The sequence below is a fragment of the Geobacillus sp. B4113_201601 genome (assembly GCF_001587475.1).
GTDB lineage: Bacteria > Bacillota > Bacilli > Bacillales > Anoxybacillaceae > Geobacillus > Geobacillus icigianus.
This window is the reverse complement of record NZ_LQYX01000075.1, coordinates 41987-55032: the sequence shown is the minus strand read 5'-3', so window position 1 is coordinate 55032 and position 13046 is coordinate 41987. Positions and strand designations below refer to the sequence as shown.

General features: G+C 49.4%; 11 protein-coding genes and 2 pseudogenes. 4 read left to right on the top strand and 9 right to left on the bottom strand.

What is annotated here, in order from left to right:
- Positions 1-101 precede the first annotated feature (101 nt).
- Positions 102-1439 carry a TrkH family potassium uptake protein gene (locus B4113_RS10230; protein ID WP_082799313.1) on the bottom strand — a complete coding sequence of 446 codons (1338 nt, stop codon included), beginning with the start codon at positions 1437-1439 and terminating at the stop codon, positions 102-104.
- 443 nt (positions 1440-1882) lie between these two features.
- Between B4113_RS10230 and B4113_RS10225 the strand changes: the two genes are divergently transcribed.
- Positions 1883-3814, top strand: a complete 1932-nt coding sequence (locus B4113_RS10225; RefSeq protein WP_061912482.1) for an LTA synthase family protein — start codon at positions 1883-1885, stop codon at positions 3812-3814.
- Between the two features lie 18 nt (positions 3815-3832).
- On the opposite strand, the pseudogene B4113_RS10220 reads toward B4113_RS10225, so the two are convergent.
- The 7 genes and pseudogenes from B4113_RS10220 to B4113_RS10190 form a co-directional block, all read right to left on the bottom strand.
- A pseudogene (locus B4113_RS10220) lies at positions 3833-4054 on the bottom strand (S8 family serine peptidase); the annotation flags it as partial.
- A 59-nt stretch (positions 4055-4113) separates the two neighbouring features.
- Positions 4114-4842 carry an N-acetylmuramoyl-L-alanine amidase gene (locus B4113_RS10215; RefSeq protein ID WP_061912470.1) on the bottom strand — a complete coding sequence of 243 codons (729 nt, stop codon included), beginning with the start codon at positions 4840-4842 and terminating at the stop codon, positions 4114-4116.
- 208 nt (positions 4843-5050) lie between these two features.
- Positions 5051-6196, bottom strand: a complete 1146-nt coding sequence (locus B4113_RS10210; RefSeq protein ID WP_061912469.1) for an ABC transporter permease — start codon at positions 6194-6196, stop codon at positions 5051-5053.
- 1 nt (position 6197) lies between these two features.
- Positions 6198-7301, bottom strand: coding sequence for an ABC transporter permease (locus B4113_RS10205; RefSeq protein ID WP_033023648.1), 1104 nt, complete (start codon positions 7299-7301; stop codon positions 6198-6200).
- 33 nt (positions 7302-7334) lie between these two features.
- On the bottom strand, positions 7335-8273 hold the full coding sequence (locus tag B4113_RS10200) for an ABC transporter ATP-binding protein (protein ID WP_033023645.1): 939 nt from the start codon (positions 8271-8273) through the stop codon (positions 7335-7337).
- Between the two features lie 102 nt (positions 8274-8375).
- The gene (locus B4113_RS10195) at positions 8376-9482 is read right to left on the bottom strand and encodes a sensor histidine kinase (protein WP_033023643.1); all 1107 of its coding nucleotides are present in this window, start codon (positions 9480-9482) and stop codon (positions 8376-8378) included.
- A 9-nt stretch (positions 9483-9491) separates the two neighbouring features.
- A complete protein-coding gene (locus tag B4113_RS10190; RefSeq protein WP_033023639.1) occupies positions 9492-10157 on the bottom strand; it encodes a response regulator transcription factor in 666 nt (221 codons plus the stop codon).
- 172 nt (positions 10158-10329) lie between these two features.
- Between B4113_RS10190 and B4113_RS10185 the strand changes: the two genes are divergently transcribed.
- Positions 10330-10509, top strand: coding sequence for a DinB family protein (locus tag B4113_RS10185; RefSeq protein ID WP_051985138.1), 180 nt, complete (start codon positions 10330-10332; stop codon positions 10507-10509).
- Positions 10510-10592: 83 nt separating this feature from the next.
- Here B4113_RS10185 and B4113_RS10180 read toward each other — a convergent pair.
- Positions 10593-11051 (bottom strand): annotated as a pseudogene (locus tag B4113_RS10180) (DsbA family oxidoreductase); the annotation flags it as partial.
- 252 nt (positions 11052-11303) lie between these two features.
- Between B4113_RS10180 and B4113_RS10175 the strand changes: the two are divergent.
- Positions 11304-12104, top strand: coding sequence for an ABC transporter ATP-binding protein (locus B4113_RS10175; protein WP_033023638.1), 801 nt, complete (start codon positions 11304-11306; stop codon positions 12102-12104).
- Positions 12101-13024, top strand: coding sequence for an iron-hydroxamate ABC transporter substrate-binding protein (locus tag B4113_RS10170; RefSeq protein ID WP_033023637.1), 924 nt, complete (start codon positions 12101-12103; stop codon positions 13022-13024). The genes B4113_RS10175 and B4113_RS10170 overlap by 4 nt, the downstream gene beginning before the upstream one ends.
- The last annotated feature ends 22 nt before the right edge of the window (positions 13025-13046 follow it).

The window sequence follows — 13046 nt, the reverse complement described above, 5'->3', positions numbered from 1 at the left end:
CGCTTTCGGTCATTTTGCCTTGCCGGGCGAACGATCGCTCACGTTCTCTTTGTTTTTCTTTTGCTCACTCCCTCAGGCGTTTATTTGTATTATTCCCGCCGTTATCCGATCATCATTCTCCCTTTCGGATAACGGAACGGATCAGGCTGACGGCGCAACGTTACCGCATAGGCGATCGTCAGCGGGCCGACGCGGCCGGCAAACATCGTCAAAATGATGAACATTTTCCCTAACGGAGACAATTCCGGCGTCAATCCCATTGACAATCCAACGGTCCCAAACGCCGATGTCGCCTCGAATAAAATCATTAAGAAATCTTTGCCGCTCTCGGTCACCGTCAGCACCATCGTGACCAACATGACAACGAACAATCCGCTCATCGTCACCGTCAGCGACTTGTATACCGTATCGTAAATGATGCGGTTGCGAAACAGCACGACATCTTCCTTCCCGCGGATTTGCGACCATACGGCGCCAAGCAAGGTCGTGAACGTTGTCGTTTTAATTCCTCCGCCCGTCGAGCCCGGCGAGGCGCCGACAAACATAAGGAAAATGATGAGAAACAAGGTCGGCTGCGTCAAATCGGGGATGTTGAGTGTGTTCGAACCTGAAGTTCGCGGTGTCACCGCCTGATAAAAGGCAGACAACAACTTGCCTGACAGCGACAGCGGTCCCATCGTTTTCGGATTGTTCCACTCCAGCAACAAAATCAACGCCATGCTGGCCAGCAGGAGCCAGCCGGTCGTCACAACGACCACTTTCGTGTGAAGGGAAAGGCGGCGTGTTTGCCGATATTCGTATACTTCGTTCATGACGATGAAACCGATTCCCCCTAAAATGATCAGCAGCGGCACGACCAGGCTGACGACCGGGTCATCTACATACCCGGTCAAACTGCGAAATTCGCCCATTAAATCAAAGCCGGCGTTGTTAAAGTTGGAGATCGCATGAAAAAAGCCGAAATAAATCGCCCGGCCGACCGGCATGTCCAACGCAAACCGAAGCGAAAGCAACACGCCGCCCACGCCTTCAATCACGATGGTGAAAATAAAAATGCGTTTCACCAATCGAACGATGCCCTCAATCGTCAACTGGTTCAGCGCCTCTTGCAGCAAGAGCCGCTCTTTCAGCGAAATGCGCTTGCCGAGCAAAAAGGCAAACAATGTCGCAAACGTCATAAACCCGAGCCCGCCAACTTGGATTAATGCCAAAATGACAAGTTGACCGAACAGGGTGAACGTCGTTCCTGTATCCACAACGACTAGGCCGGTGACGCACGTCGCTGACGTCGCGGTAAACAGCGCGTCCAAAAACGGCAGCCCTTTTCCGTTGACCGTCGCCATAGGAATCGTCAGCAGCAGCGCCCCTGCCAGAATAATGAGCGCGAACCCTAGCACGAGAATTTTTGGCGGATCCAAAAACGCGCCTTTTCGCTTCATCATCCCATCACCTTCCCTCTACTTTATTCAAGGCAGCGGACCGCATATAGAAAAACTATACCAAAAATAACCCGTTCTCGGTACGGGACAATTTTTATCATAACCGTAAATCCGGGTAATAAAATGGGTAAAGAGCATGGACATCGGGACAAACTTGTTGAAACTTTTTTCGTTGCGATTCGTCTATAATAAATGGCAGTCCATTCCTCGCCGCCGCATCCAGCCAAACGAGGAAGGAGGCGTTCATCATCCCGAAAAACATTCCATTGACTTTTGGCAAAAGAAGTATTATGCTACTTGACATGGAGACGATCCGATGTAAAATGATGTAAGAACGCAACGTGCATATTTCATATAAAAGAGAAATGTAGGATGGAAGAATACGAGGTAAAGGAGGAGAAGAGGACGTGAACGCCAAAAAAACAGGAAAAACTTGGTTAACGATGTGCCGTTCTCTCTCTAACCAATATATTGGTTTTTTTATTTTGGCGGTGCTGTTGTTTTGGCTGAAGACGTACATCGCCTATTTGGCCGAGTTTAACCTCGGCATCAGCAATTCAATGCAGGAACTTTTGCTGCTGATCAACCCGATCAGTTCGGCAGTGTTTTTCTTAGGGTTGGCGCTCCTCGCAAAGGATGCGCGCTTCTACCGCTGGATCATCATTATTAATTTCATTTTGTCGTTCATCTTATACGCTAACATCGTCTATTACCGCTTTTTCAGCGATTTCATTACATTACCGACGTTGACGCAAACGAAAAACTTCGGCGATTTGGGCGGAAGCATTTGGGAATTGCTGAAGTGGTACGATGTGTTTTATTTCTTGGATACGGCCATTTTGGCGGCGCTTGTGATCTCTAAGCGCGTTCCGCTCCCGCAAGTGCAAGCCGGCCGCTTCAAAAAAAGCATTGTATTCGCTTCAGCCATTCTGATGTTCAGCGTCAATTTGGCGCTCGCTGAGGCTGACCGCCCGCAACTGCTGACGAGAACGTTTGACCGCAACTATATCGTCAAATATTTAGGGGTATACAACTATTTGATTTACGACGCGTTCCAAAGCATGAAATCATCGACACAACGGGCGTTTGCGAACAAAAGCGACATCACGACGGTGCTGAACCACGTGCAGGCGACATACGCCAAACCGAACCCGAAATATTTCGGGGTGGCGAAAGGCAAAAACGTCATTTACATTCATTTGGAATCTCTTCAAAATTTTATCATTAACTACAAGTTGGATGGGGAAGAGGTCACGCCGTTTTTGAACTCGCTCACCCGTGATCCGAATACGTTCTATTTTGACAACTTTTTCCATCAAACCGGGCAAGGAAAAACGTCGGACGCGGAGTTCATGTTGGAAAACTCGTTGTACGGCCTGCCACAAGGCGCCGTCTTTACGACCAAGGGACAAAATACGTACCATGCGGCTCCGGCCATTTTGCATCAATACGGCTATACAAGCGCCGTTTTCCACGGCAACTACAAAACGTTCTGGAACCGCGACGAAATTTATAAGTCGTTCGGCTTTGACCACTTTTTTGACGCGAGCTACTACGATATGAACGACGAAGACGTCTTGAACTACGGTCTGAAAGACAAACCGTTCTTCCGGGAGTCGATCCCGCTGTTAGAGACGTTGAAAGAGCCGTTCTATGTAAAATTCATTACGTTGTCGAACCACTTCCCGTACCCGATCAGCGAGGAAGACGCTACGATCCCGCCGGCAACGACTGGCGACGGCTCGGTCGACCGTTATTTCCAAACGGCTCGCTACTTGGATGAGGCTGTCAAAGAGTTCTTTGATTATCTGAAAAAATCGGGCCTGTACGACCGCTCGGTCATCATTTTGTATGGCGACCATTACGGCATTTCCGAAAACCATAACAAAGCCATGGCACAAATTTTAGGAAAAGAAATTACGCCGTACGAACATGCCCAATTGCAGCGGGTACCGCTATTTATCCACGTTCCGGGCGTCAAAGGCGGCGTCATTCACGAGTTTGGCGGGCAAATCGACTTACTGCCGACGCTGCTGCACTTGCTTGGCATCGATACGAAAAACTATGTCCACTTTGGAACAGACTTGTTGTCGCCGGACCATCAAGAGATCATCCCGTTCCGCAACGGCGATTTTGTCACACCGACAGTCACGGCCGTCAACGGGAAATACTATGATACAAAAACGGGCGAACCGCTCAAAGAAACGCCGGAAATCAAGCGTCTTGAACAAATCGTGCGCACGAAGCTCGATTTGTCGGATAAAGTCGTTTACGGCGATTTGCTCCGGTTCTACACGCCCAAAGGCTTTAAACCGGTCGATCCGTCGAAATACGATTATAACAACCGTGAAGACGAAGAGGGAAGCGCTCACTAAGCGCCTCCCTCTTTTTTTCTAGCCTTGCCGCAGCCGCTCGACAGCCCGTTTCGCATTTACGTAGCCCGCCCCGTATACGTTCGGGTCGCGCCCCTTCCACAAATCGGCACCGTCTTTTAACGCCTGCTTGATTTCATCCGGCGTCGCGGTTGGTTTCGCCTGAAGCATTAACGCGACAATGCCGGCGCAAATCGGCGTTGCCATCGATGTGCCGGACATCGTCGTATAATAATCACCGATCCCCTAGGACAAACGGACAAAACCACATGCCCGTCTAAAAGCCAGACAAACGTTTTTCGTCACTTCTCGACCTGTTCGAGCACAATCCGCTTCGCTTTTCCTAAATAATGTTCCACTTGGCGCAGCGCGTTTTCCGGTTTAGCAAAGGCGCCAACTTGCTTGCCATCAACGATCACACGCGTCAATCTTTGAACGCTTGGCTCATCCGGATCCTGCTCAGGAGGATTGTTCGGTGTCCCTTCTTTTTTTCTCAATCCGAGCGCCCGTTCTAGTCCGTTGACATGACCGCGGGCAATCGTCCGCAAAAATTCGGTGTCCGCCAATTTTTTTGCGTCTTCCTCATTATCGATAAACCCGTTCTCCGTCAACACCGCCGCCATCGCTGTCTCCCTTAGCACATGAAAATTCGCCTTCTTTTTTCCACGGTCGCGGAATCCTGTCGCCCGAATCACTTCTTCATGCAGCACATCACGAATGCGCGCCGTTCGGGAATTTTCCGACAGCTCGTAGTAAATGTAATCTTCGTATCCCGTGCCACCGCCCGCGTTCACGTGGATCGAAACGTATAAATCGGCCCCCCAGCGGTTGGCTCGCTCCGTCCGCTCGTTCAATGACACCGTTTCATCTTTTGTCCGGCTCAGTTGCACGGAAACTCCTTCGTACTCACTTTGCAAAAGGCGGCTCATCTCCAAGGCGATGGACAGCGTGATGTCTTTCTCCCGCAATCCGTTACCGACCGCCCCAGTGTCCGTCCCCCCGTGACCGGGGTCAAGAAAAATGTTCACCATCGCGCTTCTCTCTCCCACCCTTCTCGCTTAGGAATCTGTCACTATTAGCATAAGCATAACGAGCGAAAATGCGATGGACAGTTTCCCAAAACCGATAAAATAAGGCACAGCCATCTGCTTCGGCTGTGCTTGATTTAAGGACTACCCAACGGTTCCACACCAATGAAGGCCTCTTGCACCGCTAGCGATCAACAACCATTCAACATCGTTACACAAATTGTCCATTCTGCTGACTTCGGCTGAACGTATAAACAGCAATAAGGAAAAAGGTCAGTGCAAACGCGAGAAGAATCAACACATGCAAATACAAACTGCCAAAAGAACGCCCCTCCTGCAGCTTCACTAAGAAATCAAGCGTCCACCGTTGCGGTAGAAAGTACGCCGCCTTTTGCAAAAACTTCGGCATCAACTCGACGGGCCAAAAACAGCCGGCCAGCATGCAGGTCGGAACGGTGATCAATGGCTGCAGCGCTCCGGCGGAGGTGGAGCTGTTCGCCACCATCACCGTAATCAAAGCCAACCCGATTGCCGATAAAGAGAAAACGAAAAGTACGAGGGCCATTTGCCACATCGGAACGTTAGGATAAATATGAAAGATGTTTTTCATCGCCACAAAGGTCACGATCATCTGTACCGTTATGACCAACACATTCACCACAACATTCGATAACACATACGTTCTGGCTTGAATCGGTGTCGTCAATAATCGAGAATACGTGCGCTCTTCTCTTTCTTTGAGGATGATCTCCGTCAAATTTCCCGCTGACATTACCATGATCATGAGCAAGTAGCCGATCGTTTGATACGTGATCGCTTTTTGTTTGGACGTATCGGATAAGGAGTGAATAGCTAACCGGAACGGTGCGTGTTGATACCGTTCATACATTTTCCAAAAGAGATCGGTGTTTCCATTGGCCAATCGCCCCAATGTGGCCAGATGATCAATGTATTCATGCAAGTATGATTTGATAAACGTAGTGATTTCCGCTCCCTTGAGCGAGACGAGTTCAATCGGCCGAGGTTGGCCGTGCTGGACGCTTTCGGAAAACCCTTGGCGAAAAATCAACACGCCATCCACCTTTTGCGAGGTGATTTGGTCGTCCACTGCTGACAACGTGACGCTTTTCACTGATAGATGGTCAATGTTTTTCAGAAAATGGATCGTATCATCGGTAATCCGTCCATGATCCTCATTGACGATCCCGATGCGCACCTCCTTGACAGGGTTGCTCCCGGCCGCAAACAAAGACAAAAGAATTGCCGCCAACGGCGTGCCAAAGTATAACAAAAAATTGATTTTTCGACGGAACGTTCGCTTTAACGTATACTTCACCAACCAAATCACATCGTTCACCCTATAATCCCTCCCGTCTCGCTACAGACGCCACCGCGATCAATAAAAACAACGCCGCTAGACCGACATTGAGAAACATGGTTGGAACCACGCTGGACACATCGTTGGCATATACCATTTTAAAAATCGTTTCATTCATCCAAGAAAGCGGCGACAAATGAGCAAACCACTTCGTTTCATCGATCGGAAAATAAGCACCCCCGAAAAAAGAAGCGAGCTGAATGATGACCATCGCTATCGTTCGCGCCGCTCCTTCCGTCCTTGCCAGATAGCTCATCCCTAGCCCAAAGCTTATGGCCAATACCACTTCAGTCAACAGAAGCAAATACACGAGACTGAAGTGACGCCCCCAATACGCGTGAAAAACAAGTTTACTAAACAAGATCACTACGGCCACACAAAGAAAATTCGCCACGATGTTTCCGGCCAGTTTTCCAATAAAAATCTCGCTTTTGCGAACAGGGGCCGCCAAAAGGCGGTCAGCCGTCTTCCGCGTCCGCTCTCCCCGCAACAAAGAGCTGCCAGGCAATGCGCTATACAAAGCGATCATGGTCGTCATCGCCACCGCATAATAATCCATCGCCCCCGGTTTTCGTTTGGAACGCAGCGATCGTTCTTGAATGTACTCCTCATGCGGATTTCGATTGGGCTGAAACGAACCCGGCTGCCCTTGCGAAACGGCCATGGCCAGCTGATATTGGCCGACAAACGCGCCCATCACTCCTTGAACAATCGCTCCTTTTACCTTGTTATGTTCATTCGTGTACAACTCGACCCCATGTAGGCCGATCTCGACATACCCATCGGCTTTTCCGTCCTGAACCGCTTGCTTTCCATTCATATCGTCCGGCACCTTTTGAAAATTGATATGGGCTTTCTTCGCCTCTTGAGCCAAGGCGTGAATCGATGCCGACAACTGCCCGGCTGTTTGGTCTTTGTAGAAGACGCGTACCTCACCGATGGAAACCGTCCATTGGAACGCGTGAGAAAGGGCTGTTCCTAAGATGAACATGAGTACGATCGGAAACAGCAGCATGAAAAACAGCGTCCGGGCATCACGAAAATCGCTTTTGATCTCCTTTACCGCGATCCGAACAATATTCAAAAGAAGCACCTCCTTTGCCCAATGAAAGATCGGTCATGAATCGCGCAAATTTCTCCCCGTCAGCGTAAGAAAAACGGTTTCTAAATTCGGTGATTGGTCTTCGAGCGACCGGATCTCCACCCCGTCATTGATCAAACATTGCACAATTTGATTTAAATGATTAACATTGATGTCCGAACTGATTTTAATTATATTTTCTTCACATTGCACCGCCTTGACCCCGGGAATGTCTTGTAGATGCTGCTTGTTGAGCTGATCCATGCCCCTGATTTCGATCCAAATATCTTTTGTATCGGTAATCATCGCTTCCAATTGCTCCTTTGTCCCCTCTGCGATGATCTTTCCGTGATCAATGATCGCGATTCGTGTACAAATTTCTTCAACTTCCTCCATGTAATGGCTTGTATAAATCATCGTACATCCCATGTCATTGAGCTTTTTGACCGCAGCTAAAATATCATTTCGCGACTGCGGATCGATGCCGACTGTTGGTTCGTCCATAATGATGAGCTTCGGCCGATGGGCGATCGCACAGGCGATATTGAGCCTCCGTTTCATCCCGCCTGAGAAATGCTTCGGATAACGTTTGCGTTTATCGCTCAAGCCAACAAACTCAAGCGCCTCTTCCACCCGCTGGCGCAGCTCCGCGCCGCGCAGTCCATACAATCCGGCAAAGAACTCTACATTCTCATACGCCGTCAAATTTTCATAGATGGCGATTTCTTGAGGCACGATGCCGATCTGTCGTTTGGCAAACTGGCGGTGCCTCGTGATGTCCTTGCCGAGAATCGTGATTTCACCTGCGTTCGGGCGCAGCAACCCGGCAATCATATTGATCGTGGTGCTTTTTCCCGCTCCGTTGGCTCCGAGAAAGCCAAAGATTTCTCCTTCGGCGACAGAGAGGGACATATGATCTACCGCAATGAAGTCGCCAAATTTTTTCGTGACCTGCTTGATTTCCAACATGTTCACCGTTCCACCTTCTTTCCATACTTGGTGTTATTGATTATAGAAAAAAAGATGAACTCCTGTAAGTGCAGGAATTCATCTCGTTGACATGAGAAAATTCACGAATTACTCATGAATCGGAAGCAACGTTGTGACAGAGAACCCGTTTGTCCCATCGACAATGACCGTGCCATGAACAGAGGCCGCCCGTTCCTCCATGCCGATGATCCCAAGCCCTTTCTTGATCTTGGTCGCACCTTTCCCGTTATCTTTCACTTCCACCTTGATGACTCGATTCAAGACGTGAATCTCAACGGCAATGGCGGTAGCCTCGGCGTATTTGATCGCATTCGTCAACGCCTCGGCCATGTTCTCATAAATGACTTTCCATTGGATTGGCGTAATCACATCCAGATCCCCTTTGCATACGAGTGGAATCGGGAGATGATGTTGGGCGGAAAACTCATCAATAAATAATTTCACTCGATTGATCCCCATTTGCTCAGGCGGCGGTTTCATCTGTTTTAAGGTCATCCGAATTTGTTCAATGCCTTCTTTGGAAATGTGGATGGCGTTTTCCAACAATTGTTTTGCCTTGTTGCGGTCTCCATCCATCAACCGTTTGGCCGCCTCCATCTGAATGAGCGCCCCCGTCAGCGAATGGCCGATTTGGTCATGAATGCGCTGTGACAAACGGTTTCGCTCTTCTAATTGCAACATATATTCCGATTGCTTGATATATTGATGATATTCGTTGACACTCCTTGTCAGCCGATGCCAATCGTTACGCAGTTGATCCAAACGATCTTCTTGTTGTTTCATCCGCTCAAGATGGCGCTTGGCTGTCGTCACGCTGACAAGACTGAACAACGCCACAAGACCATACAATTTCGCTGCCGAAGGGCCAAGCCAAACCATAGGAACAAGCAGCACCACCCATATCCCCCATAGTCGGGGAATATAGAACGAAGCCAACTCATATCCATTGAGAGGCAACAATAAACCAAATGACGGCTCCACATAGGCGCTGGAAAGGATCACAAGGACGACGGAACACAGCGCCGCTCCCTTTTTCCACCTTACATTTCGAACGATAGAAGCAGACAAACTGAGACAAAAATAAATCAGAGAGGACAAGACAAACCAAGATTCATTCCTCTGTTCCGATGAGATATAATCAAGCGCTGCATATCCCCATACAATGAGTTTGTAAAACAGAAGCAAACGTTCCATACCGCTCCCTCAACCGATTTTCCCCGTCAAGTAATAAACAGCGATTTGCGTTCGATGCTGCAATCCTGTTTTATTGAAAATGGACGTAATGTAATTAGCCACCGTTCCCTCGGAGATAAATAGCTGGCTGGCAATTTCTTTATTCGAAAGCCCTTTCGCAATGAGCGCCATAATGTCCAACTCTCGCTCAGTAAACAGACGTTTGTCGATTTTCGGCGTCGGTCCTTTTTCTTCTTTGAGATTGGACTTGATTTTTTCCATGACCACCTCTTGCATGACCACTTGACCGTGATAAACGGCTTTGATCGCTTCCCGGATTCGCTCTGGATCGGTATTTTTTAAAAAATATCCCTTTGCGCCGTATTGGATGGCATCCATAATGTACTCATCATCATCAAACGTCGTCAAAATCAGCGGCTTTGTCTTCGTCTGCTCACAGATGAGCTTCGTCGCTTCGACGCCGTTCATGTTCGGCATGCGCACATCCAATAACGCAATATCGACTTCATGATGCCGGCAATATTCCACCGCCTCTTTCCCATCACTTACGGTCGCGACGACATCAAACTCGTCATACGTGCTTAAGATGATCCGCAGCCCTTCGCGGACAAAGGAATTGTCATCGGCAATGAGCACTTTGATCCGCAGCGGATCGGGCGCAGAGGTCTGTTTCATCTTTCCCCATCCTTTCCCACTTTGCGTTTTCCCCATTCATCGTCATGTGTGGACGCGCTGAACGATTTACTTTCATTGTAATGAATAAGAGGAGTTTCTTCCATTGCCATGAAGGAAAGGGAGCTCAGGTAGGAGTGATATGATTCCCCCTAGGGGTGGAGCGGTAAACGTGATGATCGATGAAGAGCCCGCCCTGTTGCAAATTGATGTTTCCGACTTTGGCATTCACATCCCAGCCGCGCAGCTGCTGCCAATGGCGATGGATCACGAAATCCACCATAAAGGGCAGCTGTTCGTCTACGTCCGCGCAATGGGGCATACGGACTTGCCGCTGTTTGTGAAGCGCGGCTGATTTTCCTTCATCCTACCGGCCTTACCTCAATGGAATGGCAAAAAACAACCGGCTCGGAGGACTCGAGCCGGTTGTTCATTTGCTTAACGGACGGATTCGTCGATCGAGCAGTTGCCATCCGTGCATGTGCCGCCTTCGTCAGCGAGCGGCCGCAACGGCGAAGCTTGTTGTTTCTCCTCCCACACCGTTTCTCGCGCCCGCCGGAACACATCGACCGGCTGAGCCCCAGAAATGGCATACTTTCCATTCAGCACGAAAAACGGCACACCGCGGACGCCAAGCCGGGCTGCCTCCGCTTCATCGTTTCGCACTTGCTCCGTGTAGCGGCCGCCATGAAGCACCGCTTCCGTCTCGCTTCGGTCAAGCCCGGCCGCTTCCGCGATGTCAAGGAGCACGGCGCGGTCGCTGATTCGCTTTGATTCGGTGAAATACGCGAAAAACAGCCGTTCGACGACATCATCAAGCTTCCCTTTTTCCTTCGCGTATTGCGCCAAGCGATGAGCGGCAAACGTATTCGTCGGCTTCATCGTCTCCAAGCGGAAGCCGCCGTGAATTTGGACAGCCATGCCGACGATTCCATGGACACGCCCGAGTCAAACAGTTTGGCGATGACCGTTTCTTTGAACGATGCGCATTTTTTGGTCGACCATCGAGACCACGCAAATAGATGCCTTGTTCGCAAGTAAAACAGATTGCTATTTTTAAAAAATCATTGCGTTTTTCATCGGATTCGCTATAATAAGATTGTTATTGATATTGATTCTCATTTTCCTAGTTCAAAAGGAGGTGGCCGCATGGTCCGCCTATACGCTGACGGACTGACCGTCCGCTACGATGACCGGACGATTTTCGAACGCTTGTCCGTCCGCATTCCCGACCGGCAAATCACCGCCATGATCGGGCCGAACGGGTGCGGCAAGTCGACGCTGCTCAAAACGCTGACGCGCATCATTTCCCCGCAATCCGGGGCGGTGATGTTGGATGGCCGGGCGATTTCACAACAGCCAACGAAAGAGCTGGCGAAAAAAATGGCCATTTTGCCGCAGACGCCGGAAGCGACAAGCGGATTGACCGTCGCTGAGCTCGTCTCATACGGCCGCTTTCCTTATCAAAGAGGATGGGGCCGCCTAACGAAACAAGATTACGAGGCGATCGACTGGGCGCTTGCCGTGACAAAAACAGCCGAGTTGAAACATCGGCCGGTTGATGCCCTCTCCGGCGGACAGCGGCAGCGCGTCTGGATCGCCATGGCGCTCGCGCAAGAGACGGACATCATCTTTTTGGACGAACCGACGACGTATTTGGACATCGCCCATCAACTCGAGGTGCTCGAGCTGCTTGAACGGCTGAACAAAGAAGAAGGGCGGACAATTGTGATGGTGCTCCATGACATTAACCAAGCGGCGCGGTTTGCCGACTATGTGATCGCTATGAAAGCGGGCCAAATCGTCAAAGCCGGGCCGAGCGAAGACGTCATTTGCCGTGAAGTGCTTCGCGACGTGTTTGGCATTGACGCTGACATCGGCCGCGACCCGCGGACGAACAAACCAGTTTGTTTTACGTATCATTTGCTGAAAGGAGTTTATTCATCATGAGAAAAACGTGGCTTTCCTTGTTGCTTCTTTTTATCCTTGTGTTAAGCGCGTGCGGCAACGCCGCCAATCATCAGAAGGAAACCAACGCTCCTTCCGCTAAAAAAGAAAAGGAAACGATGACCTATCAATCAGAAAACGGGCCAATCGAAGTGCCTGCTCATCCGAAACGCGTTGTGGCGTTATGGGGTGCTGGATATGTCGCCGCCTTCGATGTGCCAATCGTCGGAGCCGATTCATGGTCGAAAATGAATCCGCTTCTTCAGGACAAGCTCAAAAATGCCCAGACCGTAACCGATGAAGACATCGAAAAAATTATGGCATTAAAACCGGACTTAATTGTTGGCTTATCCAATACAAAAAACGTCGAAAAACTGAAAAAGATCGCTCCAACCGTCACGTTTACATACGGAAAGCTCAATTACTTAGACTTGATTTTAGAATACGGAAAATTGCTCAATAAAGAGAAAGAGGCGAAAGCATGGATTGCCGATTTCCAAAAACGGGCACAAGAAGCCGGAAAACAAATCCGGGCGAAAATCGGCGACAACGCCACGGTGACCGTGATGGAAAACTTCGATAAGCAGCTTTACGTCTTCGGAAACAACTGGGGACGCGGAACAGAAATTTTATACCAAGAAATGAAGCTGAAAATGCCAGAGAAAGTCAAAGAGCACGCGCTCAAATCCGGTTATTACGCTGTCTCTCTCGAAGCGCTGCCGCAATTTGTCGGCGATTACCTCATCGTAAGCAAATATAGCGACAGCGACACGTCATTCATGGAAACCAACACATTCAAAAACATTCCGGCAGTGAAAAACGGGCATATGTTTGTTGCCGATGCCAAATCCTTTTATTTCAATGATCCGATTACATTAGAACACCAGCTTGATTTCTTTAAGAAACACTTTTTAGGCCAATAACCAACAGGACGGGAGATTCACC

What these genes read in the sequence shown, in the direction of transcription:
- B4113_RS10230 (WP_082799313.1), bottom strand. Translation starts at nt 1,439, where the DNA reads ATGAAGCGAAAAGGCGCGTTTTTGGATCCGCCAAAAATTCTCGTGCTA.
- B4113_RS10225 (WP_061912482.1), top strand. Translation starts at nt 1,883, where the DNA reads ATGTGCCGTTCTCTCTCTAACCAATATATTGGTTTTTTTATTTTGGCG.
- B4113_RS10215 (WP_061912470.1), bottom strand. Translation starts at nt 4,842, where the DNA reads ATGGTGAACATTTTTCTTGACCCCGGTCACGGGGGGACGGACACTGGG.
- B4113_RS10195 (WP_033023643.1), bottom strand. Translation starts at nt 9,482, where the DNA reads ATGGAACGTTTGCTTCTGTTTTACAAACTCATTGTATGGGGATATGCA.
- B4113_RS10190 (WP_033023639.1), bottom strand. Translation starts at nt 10,157, where the DNA reads ATGAAACAGACCTCTGCGCCCGATCCGCTGCGGATCAAAGTGCTCATT.
- B4113_RS10185 (WP_051985138.1), top strand. Translation starts at nt 10,330, where the DNA reads ATGATCGATGAAGAGCCCGCCCTGTTGCAAATTGATGTTTCCGACTTT.
- B4113_RS10175 (WP_033023638.1), top strand. Translation starts at nt 11,304, where the DNA reads ATGGTCCGCCTATACGCTGACGGACTGACCGTCCGCTACGATGACCGG.
- B4113_RS10170 (WP_033023637.1), top strand. Translation starts at nt 12,101, where the DNA reads ATGAGAAAAACGTGGCTTTCCTTGTTGCTTCTTTTTATCCTTGTGTTA.